At 48.8% G+C, this 14364-nt stretch carries 14 protein-coding genes; all 14 read right to left on the bottom strand.

What is annotated here, in order from left to right; genetic code table 11:
- Nucleotides 1-304: 304 nt before the first annotated feature.
- The 14 genes from lysS to tilS all read right to left on the bottom strand — a co-directional run bounded on the left by lysS (nucleotide 305) and on the right by tilS (nucleotide 14241).
- Complete coding sequence (gene lysS / locus BBB58_RS02720) at nucleotides 305-1795, bottom strand: lysine--tRNA ligase (RefSeq protein ID WP_012727709.1); 1491 nt, start codon at nucleotides 1793-1795, stop codon at nucleotides 305-307.
- Between the two features lie 148 nt (nucleotides 1796-1943).
- Nucleotides 1944-2882 (bottom strand): tRNA dihydrouridine synthase DusB, encoded by a 939-nt coding sequence (gene dusB, locus BBB58_RS02715; RefSeq protein WP_244150772.1) that lies wholly within the window; start codon nucleotides 2880-2882, stop codon nucleotides 1944-1946.
- A gap of 70 nt (nucleotides 2883-2952) precedes the next feature.
- Entirely contained in the window at nucleotides 2953-3450 is a 498-nt protein-coding gene (folK, locus tag BBB58_RS02710; protein ID WP_074035335.1) for a 2-amino-4-hydroxy-6-hydroxymethyldihydropteridine diphosphokinase, read from the bottom strand.
- The gene (gene folB, locus BBB58_RS02705; protein WP_074035333.1) at nucleotides 3447-3812 is read right to left on the bottom strand and encodes a dihydroneopterin aldolase; all 366 of its coding nucleotides are present in this window, start codon (nucleotides 3810-3812) and stop codon (nucleotides 3447-3449) included. Before folB ends, folK begins: the two co-directional genes overlap by 4 nt.
- A complete protein-coding gene (gene folP / locus BBB58_RS02700; RefSeq protein ID WP_074035329.1) occupies nucleotides 3805-4590 on the bottom strand; it encodes a dihydropteroate synthase in 786 nt (261 codons plus the stop codon). The genes folB and folP overlap by 8 nt, the downstream gene beginning before the upstream one ends.
- A gap of 11 nt (nucleotides 4591-4601) precedes the next feature.
- Nucleotides 4602-5420 (bottom strand): aminotransferase class IV, encoded by an 819-nt coding sequence (locus BBB58_RS02695; protein ID WP_074035325.1) that lies wholly within the window; start codon nucleotides 5418-5420, stop codon nucleotides 4602-4604.
- Complete coding sequence (gene pabA / locus BBB58_RS02690) at nucleotides 5404-5988, bottom strand: aminodeoxychorismate/anthranilate synthase component II (protein ID WP_074035321.1); 585 nt, start codon at nucleotides 5986-5988, stop codon at nucleotides 5404-5406. The genes BBB58_RS02695 and pabA overlap by 17 nt, the downstream gene beginning before the upstream one ends.
- Nucleotides 5985-7364 (bottom strand): anthranilate synthase component I family protein, encoded by a 1380-nt coding sequence (locus BBB58_RS02685; protein WP_074035316.1) that lies wholly within the window; start codon nucleotides 7362-7364, stop codon nucleotides 5985-5987. The genes pabA and BBB58_RS02685 overlap by 4 nt, the downstream gene beginning before the upstream one ends.
- A gap of 94 nt (nucleotides 7365-7458) precedes the next feature.
- The gene (gene cysK / locus BBB58_RS02680) at nucleotides 7459-8412 is read right to left on the bottom strand and encodes a cysteine synthase A (RefSeq protein WP_012727717.1); all 954 of its coding nucleotides are present in this window, start codon (nucleotides 8410-8412) and stop codon (nucleotides 7459-7461) included.
- An 84-nt stretch (nucleotides 8413-8496) separates the two neighbouring features.
- On the bottom strand, nucleotides 8497-9426 hold the full coding sequence (gene hslO, locus BBB58_RS02675) for an Hsp33 family molecular chaperone HslO (protein WP_074035311.1): 930 nt from the start codon (nucleotides 9424-9426) through the stop codon (nucleotides 8497-8499).
- A gap of 19 nt (nucleotides 9427-9445) precedes the next feature.
- Nucleotides 9446-10210 (bottom strand): type III pantothenate kinase, encoded by a 765-nt coding sequence (locus tag BBB58_RS02670; RefSeq protein ID WP_074035307.1) that lies wholly within the window; start codon nucleotides 10208-10210, stop codon nucleotides 9446-9448.
- A gap of 93 nt (nucleotides 10211-10303) precedes the next feature.
- Nucleotides 10304-12328, bottom strand: a complete 2025-nt coding sequence (ftsH, locus tag BBB58_RS02665) for an ATP-dependent zinc metalloprotease FtsH (protein ID WP_012727720.1) — start codon at nucleotides 12326-12328, stop codon at nucleotides 10304-10306.
- 105 nt (nucleotides 12329-12433) lie between these two features.
- Nucleotides 12434-12979 (bottom strand): hypoxanthine phosphoribosyltransferase, encoded by a 546-nt coding sequence (gene hpt / locus BBB58_RS02660; RefSeq protein ID WP_012727721.1) that lies wholly within the window; start codon nucleotides 12977-12979, stop codon nucleotides 12434-12436.
- A 35-nt stretch (nucleotides 12980-13014) separates the two neighbouring features.
- Nucleotides 13015-14241: a tRNA lysidine(34) synthetase TilS gene (gene tilS, locus BBB58_RS02655; RefSeq protein ID WP_074035303.1), complete on the bottom strand. Its 1227-nt coding sequence runs from the start codon at nucleotides 14239-14241 to the stop codon at nucleotides 13015-13017.
- Nucleotides 14242-14364: the final 123 nt, after the last annotated feature.

Raw genomic sequence — 14364 nt, 5'->3', positions numbered from 1 at the left:
ACTTATTTTTGCCTCATCGTTCAGTTTTCAAAGTTCGTCTGCCGCTCTTGGCGACTCTTAAAATAATACAAGTCATCGACACAGTTGTCAACCACTTTTTTATTTCTTTTCCGCTGCCATCAGCGGCAACGTTTATTACTTTACCGTACACCTCTCATTAACGCAAGGGGTTTTGTAAAAGTTTTTTTAAAAAAGTTTTATATCTTTAGTATCCCTTCTGTTTAACGGCATACCTATGCGTTTCGAGGCTATCAAAAATAAAGAAGCCGAATCATACTCACGTATGATCCGACCACTTAATTGATTATTGTTGATGACGCATCGTTGGGAAAAGAAGAACGTCACGGATTGAAGGCGCGTTCGTCAATAACATGACGAGACGGTCAATCCCGATTCCAAGCCCACCCGTTGGCGGCATACCATATTCAAGCGCTTCAAGAAAATCGTTATCGAGTTCGTGCGCCTCATCGTTCCCCGCTTCTTTTTCAAGCAACTGTGCTTCAAAGCGTTCACGTTGATCGATTGGGTCATTCAACTCCGTGAAGGCATTCGCATGTTCACGACGAACAATGAATAGCTCGAAACGATCCGTGAAGCGTGGATCTGTTTCATTCTTCTTCGCCAATGGTGATACTTCAACCGGATGTCCTGTGACAAATGTCGGTTGAAGCAATGTTTCTTCTACTTTCTGCTCGAAGAATTCATTCACGATATGACCAAACGTCATATGATCTTGTACTTCTACACCGTGTTCTTTTGCAAGTGCTCGTGCTTCTTCATCGGACATTTGTTGCCAGAAGTCTACACCTGTCTCTTCTTTAACAAGGTCGACCATATGTGCACGTTTCCAACCGATGCCAAGATGGATCGTATCTTCACCATACTGCACATCTGTTGTACCGAGCACTTCTTTCGCTACGTGCGCAACCAATTCTTCCGTCAAATCCATGATGTCGTTGTAATCTGCATAGGCTTCATACAATTCGATCATCGTGAATTCAGGGTTGTGACGTGTAGAAATCCCTTCGTTACGGAATACACGCCCGATTTCGTACACGCGCTCGAGTCCACCAACAATCAAGCGTTTCAAGTGAAGTTCGATGGCAATACGCATGTAGAGTTCCATATCTAACGCATTATGATGCGTTAAGAACGGACGTGCCGCTGCTCCACCCGCAATCGTGTGTAACATCGGTGTTTCCACTTCTAAATATCCTTTTTGGTTTAAGAAGTTGCGAATCTCAGAAATGATGCGGCTACGCAAAATGAATGTCTGACGCGAGTCCTGGTTTGTAATCAAATCAAGATAGCGTTGGCGATAGCGCTGTTCCACATCTTTTAATCCATGATATTTGTCCGGAAGCGGCCGAAGCGCCTTCGTCAATAATTCAAACTCTTCCACGTGAATCGAAAGCTCACCAACGTTCGTTTTAAAGAGCTTCCCTTTTACACCGACGATGTCACCGAGGTCTGAAGACTTGAATAAGTCAAACGGCTCATCCCCGACATCATTTTTACGAACGTAAATTTGAATTTGACCTGTCACATCTTGAATGTGGGCAAAGAAAACCTTCCCTTTCCCACGTTTCGTCATGATGCGTCCAGCCAATGTGACTTCTACATCTTGTTCAGCCAAAGCCTCTTTTTCAATTGATTCATACTGCTCATGTAATTCACCTGCGTGTGCAGAACGATCAAAGCGGTGACCGAACGGGTCGAGACCGCGCTCACGCATATCGGTCATCTTCTCAAAACGAACCTGCATTTGATCATTCATTTCTAACTCGTGGCTCACTATTCCATTCACTCCTCTATCCATATTGGGTTTCTCTCTAACAAAAAACTGTCGACCGGATGGCCAACAGCACAGCCGAAGCCGTTCATTCGTTGTGGTGCACTTTTTCGCCAAACAAGCTTACCATAAATTAGTTCTTTTCACTAGTTCACACTTCTGACAGTTGTCGTTCGAGTTGGTCCACAAATCCATAAAGGACCGCCGCGAACGCCTCGCGCGATTCCGTTTCATTGATTTGTTTCCGAATCGGACCACTGCCTTTCAACCCTTTCAAATACCAAGCCGCGTGTTGACGCATTTCGCGTACGGCTGTCAGCTCACCTTTGATTGCACTCAACCGGTCGAGATGAAGCATGCAGATATCGATTTTCTCACGCGCCTCTGGTTCCGGAGGGAGCTCCCCTGTTTCGAGGTACTGGACCGTTTGATAGAGCATCCACGGATTCCCGAGTGCAGCGCGTCCAATCATGACGGCATCCACACCATATTGGTCAATCACACGTTTCGCATCCTGCGGGGTCGCGATATCCCCGTTTCCGATAATCGGGACGGTCGCTACTTTCTTCGCCTCGCCAATCCAATCCCAATTCGCGGTTCCTTCATATTGTTGGGCACGCGTACGTCCATGAATGGCAATCGCTGCTGCTCCACCCGTCTGAGCCGCCTTAACATTATCCAAAATAAAGATGTGCTCGTCATCCCAACCGAGTCGCATTTTCACCGTGACCGGTTTTTCGACGACATTCGTGACGGCATTCACCATCTCATACACTTTATCCGGGTCGAGTAACCACTTCGCCCCTGCGTCACACTTCGTCACTTTCGGTACGGGACAACCCATGTTGATATCAATGATATCCGCATTGGTGTTTTGATCGACGTACTGTGCCGCTCTGACGAGTGTATCTTTCGAACCGCCGAAGATTTGTAAACTGAGCGGTTTCTCTCGTTCATCGACGTATAGCATACGCATCGTCCGAGCGTTCTCGAGCAAGATGCCTTTATCGCTAACCATTTCGGCACAGACGAGTCCCGCTCCGAACTCTTTTGCAATCAAACGAAAAGCAGGGCTGGTCACGCCAGCCATCGGTGCGAGGACTGCACGGTTTTTAATATCTATGTTTCCAATCTTAAAGCCTGTCAAGACAACACATCCTTCATTTCACCAAATTCCTAAGCAACTGTAACCGGACGACATCTTGGCGGTCCGTCATCGGTAGCCCTTCGAGCCAGGAGGCGACCGTTTGTCCTCGAACGACGAGTTCTGGTGCGATCTCTGCTAACGGGGCGAGAACAAATGCACGTTCCTGCATACGCGGATGCGGAACCGTTAAGTGTTCTGATTGTATATCTTCCCCATTATAAAAGAGGATGTCAAGGTCGATGGTACGCGGTCCGTTCTTAAATAGACGTTCCCGTCCTAATCGTTGTTCGATCTGTTGAAGTGTGTTGAGCAATTCGTCCGAGGATTGGCGACTCTCGACTTCAACCACCATATTAAAAAACGAAGGTTGCTCTGTATATCCGACAGGAGCCGTCTCATAGACCGACGACTGTTTCGTGACGTGGAGACCTGTTCGCTCCATCTCATCGATTGCCGCAGACAACTGTCTAGCCCGATCTCCGATATTGGCGCCTAATGCAATATAAATCATGACGTCCGTCCCCTTGTCATCTCGATTGCTACTGAATCATAGTGTCCCGGGATGGGTGGGTCCGGTTTAATTACTTTAACCGTCACACGTTGAATCAACTCACTATGCGCCAACACAGCTGTCGTGATGCGTTCTCCGAGTGTTTCTAACAAATTGACCGGTTCTCCCGTCACAATATCTTCCGTCAACTGATACAAGCCGGCATAGCTGACCCCATTGTTTAAGTCATCCGAACGTCCCGCAGGCGCGAGGTCCAGTTCACACATTAAATCCACGTGAAACCGTTGACCGAGACGGTTTTCTTCTTCAAACACCCCATGATAACCGTAAAAACGCATCCCGTTCACAAATACTTTATCCATGTCTATACCCTCCAATCATCGCATCCATCATCTTCGCCGCACGGGCGTTCGCTTTGACGTCGTGCACACGCACCCAATCGCACCCTTTCATGATTCCGAGACACGTTGTCGCAATCGTTCCTTCGAGACGCTCCTCTGTTGGTAAATCGAGCGTATGACCGATAAACGACTTACGCGACGTGCCGAGCAGAACCGGATACCCAAGACGTGTGATCACGTCAAGATGATTCATGAGTTCGAGGTTTTGCGTCACGTCTTTCGCAAATCCGATGCCCGGATCTAGCCAAATGTGCTCATCCTTTACGCCTGCTGCATGCGCAATCTCGATTGATTCCTGTAGATCGCTGACCACATCTTCGATGAAATGACGATAGTCCCGATCTGTTCGGTTGTGCATCAAAATGATTGAAACTCCATATTCGAAAGCGACACGTGCCATCGAACGGTCTCCCCATTTCGAACCCCATACGTCATTGATAATCGTCGCACCGGCCTCGATTGCCGCTCTCGCCACCATCGGCTTATACGTATCAATCGAAATCGGAACATCGATTTCTTTTGTCAGTCGACGGATGATCGGGACGACACGTTCAATCTCTTCTTCCTCGGAAACAAGTACTGCGCCCGGCCTTGTCGATTCTCCACCGATATCAATCGCATCGGCACCTTCTTGTACGAGTTGTTTCGCATGTCGTACAGCTTCCTCGATTGCCGTATACCGTCCCCCATCCGAAAACGAGTCCGGGGTCACGTTTAAAATACCCATGATTTTCGTCATGTTTCCGCCTCCTAACCAAGTGAGCGAACGAGTTTCGCCCACACTTCGTTAAATCGTACCCCGTCTTTACCGGGGTATCTCAGATTTCCATAATGCGTCACCGGAGCGACTTGTTGGATTGAATTCGTCATCCAAATCTCTTTCGCTGCAGTCAATTCTTCAAATGTCACGGGTTGTTCGACTACAGAGAAATGGTCCATCACCCATTGTCGCGTCACACCTGCGAGTGCTCCGCTCGAGAGCGGAGTCGTGTATAACCTATCATCTGGACCGACCCAAAAAATGTTCGACACGAGCCCTTCCACTACACATCCATGCTCGTCCGCAAATAGTCCTTCAGCACTCTGGTCTTGTAAGGTCCGTTTCCCAAGGATATTGTTCATGTAATGATGCGATTTTAATCGAAAAGCCGCTTCAGGACGACTTCTCGGAAACGGGATTGGTTCGACTCGCTTTTCCTGTGGTGCGACTTCTGAGGAGAGCGGTTTGACGATCAACGTGACGTTCGGTGTCTCATAACGCCCCGCATAGAGACCAAGTGGTGCAACCCCCGCCGACACGTTCAAGCGGATATAGAGGTCGGGTGCATCATTTTGACGGCACAGTTGCTGAATCGCCGTCCCGATTTCTTCTTTCGTAAACGGGAAGTCTATCCACAGCTCATCGAGACTCTTTATCAAGCGCTCCCAGTGGGCATCGAACAGGAAAGGGACGAATTCATATGTACGGAACGTCTCGAACAAGCCCATTCCATACAAGAAACCGTGATCTTCAACCGGGATCAACACCTTCTCACGCTCGACTAACTCTCCGTTATGCCAATACCACATGACGATACTCCTCGATAAAGTTTCGAATCATTTCCTTCCCATGCTCAGTCAAAATCGCTTCAGGGTGATATTGCACCCCTTCGATCGGAAGCGTTCGGTGACGGAGTGCCATGATTTCTCCAGTCTCCGTCTCTGCAGTGACCACTAGACATTCTGGTAGAGACGAACGCTCCACGGTCAACGAATGATAACGGGTCACGACCGACTGTTGCGGAATCTTCTTGAAAATCGATTTTCCGTCATGTTGAATCTTCGACGTTTTTCCATGCATGAGCCGCTCCGCATGGACGACTTCTCCACCAAACGCTTGCGCAATCGCCTGATGTCCGAGGCAAACCCCTAAAATCGGGATACGCCCCGCAAACGCTTGGATTGCCTCAACGCTAATTCCCGCCTCATTCGGAGTGCAAGGTCCCGGCGAAATGACAAGATAACTCGGGGCAAGCGCCTCAATCTCTTGAATCGTGACTTCATCGTTTCGATACACGACTAGTTCTTGACCGAGTTCACCGAAATATTGCACCAAGTTATACGTAAATGAGTCATAGTTGTCGATTAATACAATCATGTCGTTTCCTCCGTCATGTGTTTCGCCGCCCATAGCGCCTTCGCTTTGGACAGGGATTCTTCATATTCCGAGACCGGATCCGAATCGATCACAATACCTGCTCCCGCTTGAACGTATGCGATTCCGTCTTTTACGACCATCGTCCGAATCGTGATATTGAAGACGAGGTCGTCATCCCAACTTAACCAACCATATGAGCCAGTGTAGAGTCCCCGGCGAACTGGTTCGAGTTCTTCGATGATTTCCATCGTCCGAATTTTCGGGGCGCCGGTGATGGTACCGCCTGGGAACATTGCTGCCAGTGCTTCGGCTCCTGATACTTCATCCCGAATCGAACCTCGTACGTTCGAGACGATATGTTGTACGTGTGAGTACTTCTCAATCACCATCAACTCATCAACATGAACGCTGCCATATGCCGCCACCTTGCCGAGGTCGTTCCGTTCAAGATCGACGAGCATGACGTGTTCGGCCCGCTCTTTCTCGTTTTCAAGCAATGTGTTCGCCAACTCCAAGTCTTCCACATCATCTTTGCCACGTGGACGCGTACCCGCGATCGGGCGTGTCGAAATGTCGGTTCCGTGTTTTTCAAGCAACAGCTCTGGTGAAGCGGAGACCATCGTTAAAGCGTCATCCACGAAATAGCCCATATAAGGAGATGGATTCATTTGACGCAACGTATCATATACTCGACGCGGGTCAGCGAGAAGCGGTTCGGACTGACGAACGCTCAAGTTCACTTGGAACACATCCCCTTCTACGATATAGGACTGAATCCGTTTGACCGCTTCAACAAACTCTTCCTGGGACATGGAGCGCGATCGTTCTATCGGTGACTGCCCTGTCGGCTTGAACGCGTAATGCGACTCGACGTTCCACATGGCCGCCAATCGGTCCGCCTTACGTTCTGCACCTTCCTCCGCCGTCACCATCAAGTACAGGGTCGAATCCACTTCATCGAACACCGCCACCTCGTCAAATAGAAGAAACGAGACGTCTGGTGTCGACAAATCATCCTCCGCTTGCTGAGGGAGACGTTCAATCGTCCGGGCCACATCATAACTGACATACCCGATCATGCCACCAAAGAAAGGAGGAGCCCCTTCCGGACGCTCGGCCTCAAATCGCTTCCGTACCTCACTAACGAGCTCAAGCGGCTTTCCGTATAGCGTTTCTGTCGTATCTCCCACTTGCAAGAGTCCGACACCGTCTTTTACATGAAAGCGACCGAACGGCTCGATTCCCGCAATCGTATACCGTCCCGCTCTCCCACTCTCTAACCATGCATGATACGGTTGATCCGCCGTCAACGTCATGTATGCCTCATACACCTTCTCTTTCGTCATCCGCTTTGTTCTGAACGCAGTCGATCTCACATGTCATTCCTCCGTCTATTCATTCATGCCTTTTATTGTACACAAGAAAAGGCAGCAATCGAAAGAGAATGTCTCTCGATTACTGCCTGAAATGTTATACGCGACTCTCGTTTGACTCTTCATCAAACTGATAGAGCGGCGTGCTCAAGTAACGTTCACCGTTTGACGGGATAATCGCCAATACATTTTTCCCTTTACCAAGGCGTTTCGCTGTATCAAGTGCTGCCGCAATGGCAGCTCCTGAAGAGATACCACCGAGGACACCGTTCGTACGTGCCGCCTGACGAGCATATTCGAACGCTTGCTCTGTCGTGATTTGAAGAACCCCTTCATAAATCTCCGTGTCGAGGATGGATGGAACGAATCCAGCCCCAATCCCTTGAATCTTATGAGGTCCCGGTTTCCCGCCTGATAAGACAGGTGAATCGACCGGTTCAACGGCGAGAATTTTTACGTCCGGGTACTTCGCCTTCACGACTTTACCTGCGCCGGTGATGGTACCGCCCGTCCCGACTCCGGCAATCAAAGCGTCGACTGAAAGTCCTGATTCTTCAAACGCCTCTACAATCTCAGGTCCCGTCGTCATTTCATGGACGTTCGGGTTAGCTGCGTTATTGAATTGTTGCGGGAGGAAGTAGCCATGTTTCTCTGCTTCTTCAGTAGCGCGACGAATCGCTCCACCCATTCCTTCAGGTCCTGGTGTCAAAATTAATTCGGCCCCGTATCCACGAAGGAGGTTTCGGCGTTCCATGCTCATCGTCTCAGGCATGACGAGAATGGCTTTATATCCTTTTGCGGCACTGACCATCGCGAGACCGATGCCCGTGTTTCCGCTAGTTGGCTCGATGATTGTATCACCTGGCTTCAAGATGCCGTCTTTTTCAGCCGCTTCGATCATGGCGAGGGCGATCCGGTCTTTGACGCTTGATCCCGGGTTCATATATTCGAGCTTCAGATACACGTTGGCATCCTCTGGTCCAGTCATTCCGTTCAATTTCACAATCGGAGTCTTTCCAATCAAGTCTGTTACTGAGTTTACGATACGCATTGCATTTCCTCCTTCATAATTCCGACTATTCCGATATTGTTATCATACCCTATCGAATTGAAAATATGCAATTTGGAACGTTGCTTACGCCTGTGCCTGTACTTTCATCGTCTCTAACTGTTCCGCTGAGAAATGATACTTTTCGCCACAGAAATGGCATACGGCTTCAGCTCCGCCATCTTCTTCAATCATCTGACGAATCTCTTCTTTTCCGAGACCGATAATGGCGCTTTCCATTCGTTCACGGCTGCATGTGCAGTTGAACTGAATCGGGTTCGTGTCGAGGACATCGAGGCTATCGCCAAGGAGTAATTGAAGCATTTCTTCTGGCGTTTTTTCTTCACCAATCAAAACCGATACGGGCGGGAACGTCTGAAGTGCTTTTTCGAGCGCTAGTACCGTCTCTTCAGAAGCGTTCGGGAGCAACTGGACGATGATTCCACCTGCAGCAAGAATCGATTCATCTTCCGGTAAGACGAGGACACCCGCCCCGACGACTGACGGCACTTGCTCAGATGTGGCGAAGTAGTACGTGAAGTCTTCACTGATTTCGCCCGTTTGAATCTCTGAAGAACCGCCGACATAGTCTTTCAATCCTAAGTCTTTAATGACAGAAATGGTTCCTTTTCCGACGGCTTCGCCGACTTTCAATTTCGTCAACCCTTGTTCGTTGACGAATGTACCGCCATCGACACGCGGGTACGACACATATCCACGAACATCTCCCGCTGTATCCGCGTCCACGATGATTTTCCCGATTGGACCATCACCTTCTACTTTAAGCGTGACACGCGCTGCACCTTTTTGCATCGCTCCAATCATCGAGCCGATCGTCATCGTCCGTCCGAGGGCAGCTGAAGCAACTGGTGTCGTTTGATGACGAAGTTGCGTCTCATATACCGTTTTTGTCGTGCGTGCGGCAAAGGCACGAACCTCTCCGTTAAAACCGAGGGCACGAACGAGATAGTCATCCTTCATCTGGTCGAGTAATGCTTGTTGTTCTGTATGAATCATATGATTTAACTCCTTTAGTTTACTTTTGATTGCGCTCGTAAATGAGACGGAGGCCTTCGAGTGTCAGGAACGAATCCACATGGTCGATCGTCTCTGCATGTTCACTGATCAATCGCGCCAGCCCTCCCGTTGCAATGACAGTCGCTTCACCGACTTCACGCTTCATCCGGTTCACGATACCGTCCACTTGGGCCACATATCCATAATATGTCCCCGATTGCATCGCTTGAATCGTGTTCTTCCCGATGACTGTCGGCGGGGTCGCCAATTCAATCCGAGGTAGTTTCGCGGCACGCTGATAGAGTGCCTCCACTGAGATCATGATACCTGGTGAGATGATTCCGCCATGGTAACGACGTTTCTCATCGATGTAACAATACGTGGTTGCCGTTCCAAAATCAACAATTATGAGCGGACCGTCATACTTGGCGATTCCAGCCACCGCGTTAACGATTCGGTCGGCCCCGACTTCGCGAGGATTCTCGACGTGAATGTCCAACCCTGTCTTCACACCTGGTCCCACAACGATTGGACGTACATTGAAGTATCGTTGCGACATTTGTTCAAGTGGGAAAATAACAGGAGGTACGACAGAAGATAAGATCACTCCCTCGACCTGGTCGAACGAGACGTTCGAATGATCGAATAGCGATTTCACCAGCATGCCGTACTCGTCGGTCGTTTTTGTACGATCCGTTGAGATGCGCCAATGGTGTACGAGATGATCTCCATCGTACATCCCGAGAACAATATTTGTATTTCCAACATCAATCACTAAAATCATGATATAGTTCCTCACTTTGTTGTCAATTGCAGTTCGCTCGAATTATAACACGAAAAAAGACGAATGCCTCGTCAAGGGCATTCGTCTTTTTCATTAACGTGATTCGTTATTCGGACGTTCTGTCGGTGTCGCTTCTGGCTTATCGCCTTCAGGTACGACATCCGGCTGGCTGTCTTGGACAACTTCAGGTTGATCGACGACTTGACCGTGTTGAACGGCTGCATCATCTTTCTTCGCTGCGTCATCCGCATCCGTCGATCCATCCACGTCCTCTTCCGGCTCATGCGGAAGATACTCGCGTGTCTTGATCAAATGACGAATCTGTTTCGAGTCGAGCGTCTCGACATCAAGCAGCGTCTTTGCAACGAGTTCGAGATCTTCGCGACGATCTGTCAAAATCTGCTTCGCTTTCGCGTAACAGCGATTGATGATGTCTCGAATCTCCAAATCGATTTCTTGCGCAATCGCATCCGAGTAGTTCTGCTCTGTCTGGAAATCGCGACCAAGGAAGACTTGTCCGCCATGGTTTGAACCGAGCTGGAGCGGTCCGAGTTTATCGCTCATCCCGTAATCCATGACCATCTTACGTGCGATACCAGTAGCGCGCTGGAAGTCATTGCTCGCTCCGGTCGACACTTCTCCAAAGATGACATCTTCGGCGACGCGACCACCAAGAAGACCAACAATCTTGTCTTCGAGTTCAGGTTTTGTCATGAAGTAACGATCTTCTTTCGGAAGCATGACGACATATCCGCCCGCGTTTCCGCGTGGAACGATTGTCACTTTGTGTACTTCATCCGCATTCTCAAGCTCGAGACCGATGATTGTGTGACCCGCTTCGTGATATGCAACAATGTTGCGCTCTTTTTCAGAGATGATGCGACTCTTCTTCGAAGGACCTGCGATAACACGGTCAATCGCTTCTTCCACATCGACAACTGAAACAGCTGTACGGTTCGAACGTGCCGCAACGAGTGCCGCTTCGTTCAAGAGGTTCTCTAAGTCTGCCCCAGAGAAACCAGGCGTACGTTGTGCAATCGACTTCAAGTCCACCGTCGAATCGAGTGGCTTGTTACGTGCATGGACTTTCAATACTTCTTCGCGCCCTTTGACATCCGGACGATCGACCGTAATTTGACGGTCAAAACGACCTGGACGAAGGAGGGCCGGGTCAAGGATATCTGGACGGTTTGTCGCCGCAACCATGATGATTCCTTCGTTATCACTGAATCCATCCATCTCAACAAGAAGTTGGTTCAGTGTTTGTTCACGCTCATCGTGTCCACCACCGAGACCGGCACCACGCTGGCGACCGACCGCATCAATTTCATCGATGAAGATGATACATGGCGCATTCTTTTTCGCGTTTTCGAACAAGTCACGAACACGTGACGCCCCGACCCCGACAAACATCTCAACGAAGTCCGAACCTGAGATCGAGAAGAACGGAACACCGGCTTCACCGGCTACCGCACGAGCCAAGAGTGTTTTACCTGTCCCTGGAGGACCTACGAGTAAGACCCCTTTTGGAATACGTGCGCCGAGTTTCGAGAATTTGCGAGGATCTTTCAAGAATTCAACGACTTCGATGAGTTCTTGCTTCTCTTCGTCCGCCCCAGCCACATCTTTGAATGTGACGCGACGTTTCTCTTGGTCGTATAGTTTCGCCTTCGATTTCCCGAAGTTCATCACACGACCACCACCGCCACCACCTTGCGCTTGGTTCAACAAGAAGAAGAACAAGATGAAGATGATAATGAATGGTAAAATCGCGAAGACGATGCTGAACCAGCTACTGTTGGATTCAGCCTCCTCGATTTGAATATCCGTATTCGCTCGAAGCTGCGTTAATACATCCGCATATTCCGCTTCGTTCGCTGGAATGTTTGTTTCATAACGTTGGTCTTCATCTCCTGTAAGATCGCCTGTAATCGAGATAGCCCCCGGGATTTCTTGTACGGTTGCCGTCTCAATCCGATCATCTTCCACATATTCTAGGAATTTCGAATACGAGAGCGTTTCACTCTGACTATTCGGATTCTGCAAATATTGAAGGAACAAGATCAAGGCTAGGAAAATCACACCAAAAACCAATGTGTTTTTCACTGCACGATTCATTCTCTGCCTCCTATTCCGAGAAACGATGTTCTCGCCCATTCAGTATATGCCTATACTTTGGGGATTTCCTTTATCTTACCACGTCACATTTTCAAAAGAAAAACGTTAGCCCCCGTAAACGCTCGGTTTGAGCACACCGACATAAGGAAGGTTACGATATTTCTCTTCATAATCAAGACCGTAGCCGACAACGAATTCGTGTGGAATCACGAAACCACTATAGTCTGCTGATAAACCATTTTTACGGCCAGTCGGCTTATCGAGAAGCGTGACAATCTTCACAGACTTCGCTTTACGGTATTTAAGAAGATCGACGAGGTAACCAAGCGTCAATCCACTATCAATAATATCTTCTACAATCAAGATGTCGCGTCCTTCTACAGATGTATTTAAATCTTTCTCGATTTTCACTTCACCTGTCGAAGAAGTTCCTCCATGATACGTCGACACGTCCATGAAATCCATCTCTAAATGGATATCCATTTCTTTGACGAGGTCCGACATGAATGGCATCGCGCCTTTCAATACACATACGAGAAGCGGGAACTCTTCTTTATAGTCTTCGCTCAATGTTCCAGCGAGTTCTTTCACCTTTTCTTGAATCTCTTCACGTGAGATTAAAATTTTCTCCATATCGTTCATTAATGACATCTTGAAATCCTCCTCTTTCTGTTTCGACACAATCATCATTTTACCATTAATCGTAGGCAAATCGCATCCGACTTGTCTAGAAATTCTGAAACTCTTACCCCAACAATCGCGAGAATTCGTCCCGAGGCGTCCTCAAGCAACGGGAGCGTCGGTCGAATGGTTCGCTCAACCTTTTCATCGATTAGGATGCGGGATACTTTTTTTGTCCCCACGTTCAACTGCATCCGGTCACCCGGTGCGAGCGAACGAATCGTCAGCGGATAAGTGATTTCCTTTAGCGGAATACCTTCTCGTCCTTCTTCGATGGACAACGAAACCGTACGCTTTCCAAATTGAACGACGGCCGGTAACGACTCGACCTGAACGGGGTGAAGTGATGCTTCTGTCGAACGTTGTACAAGATTAAGTACCCTCTTCTGCTTCATCATGAACCACTCACCTGACAGGTGATAGGTCCCGGTGTCCTTTTGACTCGTCCTTAGCTTCTCAAGCGCCTCGTTGACCTCTACCCCATAGCGACGGGACAGCAAGCGAGCGACCGTATACCGCTCAAGTGAGGATAAGCGATTAAACTCATCAAGTTTCACATGAAACGCTTTCATTTCAAGATCCACATTTTCTTCAATCCATCGCCCACATGACTGGTAACGCATGTCCCATTCAGCGTATGTCTGTTTCGCCGTATCGTATACATCGTCAACGACTGTCGGCCACAGTTGTTTCAGCCTCGGGATGATTTCGTGACGGATCCGATTCCGTAAATAGGTCACTTCCTGATTGGTGGCATCTTCCCTCCAGGCAAGTTCGTTTTTCCGAGCATACTCGATGAGTTGCACCTTTGTTTCTCTTAATAAAGGACGGATCAACGTCCCACGCCCGAACGTTCTTCTCTCGGGAATTCCTTTCACTTCGATTACGTTTCGGTGAAGTTGAATGAGCACCGTCTCCAACACATCATCCGCATGATGAGCCGTGGCCAGTGTATCGTATCCATGTTCATTCATGACGTCTTCAAAAAAGCGGTAGCGGGCCTTACGGTAATGAGCCTGTGATGCTCCTTCTTGAAAATGGAGACGCGTCCCATGAAACGCGACTTGGTAGGATGCCGCTACGTGTGCGACGAACGTGTACTCTTCATCTGATGCTTCTCGTAAACCGTGATGGACGTGCGCCACCGCCACATCCCATCCTTGCTTGACGAGACGGTCCAATAAGACAATGGAATCGACTCCACCCGACACAGCGACGAGTACCTTTTTCATGAATTCCCTCCTTGATATAACAAAAGAAGCCATCTCGATTGAGATGGCTTCTTTACGCTTAGGTTAAGTGACCCGTACGGGATTCGAACCCGTGTTACCGCCGTGAAAGGGCGGTGTCTTAAC

It is taken from the genome of Exiguobacterium profundum (genome assembly GCF_001909285.1).
GTDB lineage: Bacteria > Bacillota > Bacilli > Exiguobacteriales > Exiguobacteriaceae > Exiguobacterium > Exiguobacterium profundum.
This window is presented reverse-complemented; position numbering and strand designations above follow the sequence as displayed.

Bases quoted from the DNA above. Each gene is read 5' to 3' on its own strand.
- hpt (WP_012727721.1), bottom strand. From the start codon at position 12,979: ATGTCATTAATGAACGATATGGAGAAAATTTTAATCTCACGTGAAGAG.
- ftsH (WP_012727720.1), bottom strand. From the start codon at position 12,328: ATGAATCGTGCAGTGAAAAACACATTGGTTTTTGGTGTGATTTTCCTA.
- tilS (WP_074035303.1), bottom strand. From the start codon at position 14,241: ATGAAAAAGGTACTCGTCGCTGTGTCGGGTGGAGTCGATTCCATTGTC.
- BBB58_RS02670 (WP_074035307.1), bottom strand. From the start codon at position 10,210: ATGATTTTAGTGATTGATGTTGGAAATACAAATATTGTTCTCGGGATG.
- folB (WP_074035333.1), bottom strand. From the start codon at position 3,812: ATGGATAAAGTATTTGTGAACGGGATGCGTTTTTACGGTTATCATGGG.
- folP (WP_074035329.1), bottom strand. From the start codon at position 4,590: ATGACGAAAATCATGGGTATTTTAAACGTGACCCCGGACTCGTTTTCG.
- BBB58_RS02695 (WP_074035325.1), bottom strand. From the start codon at position 5,420: ATGTGGTATTGGCATAACGGAGAGTTAGTCGAGCGTGAGAAGGTGTTG.
- pabA (WP_074035321.1), bottom strand. From the start codon at position 5,988: ATGATTGTATTAATCGACAACTATGACTCATTTACGTATAACTTGGTG.
- dusB (WP_244150772.1), bottom strand. From the start codon at position 2,882: ATGGCTGGCGTGACCAGCCCTGCTTTTCGTTTGATTGCAAAAGAGTTC.
- folK (WP_074035335.1), bottom strand. From the start codon at position 3,450: ATGATTTATATTGCATTAGGCGCCAATATCGGAGATCGGGCTAGACAG.
- hslO (WP_074035311.1), bottom strand. From the start codon at position 9,426: ATGATTCATACAGAACAACAAGCATTACTCGACCAGATGAAGGATGAC.
- cysK (WP_012727717.1), bottom strand. From the start codon at position 8,412: ATGCGTATCGTAAACTCAGTAACAGACTTGATTGGAAAGACTCCGATT.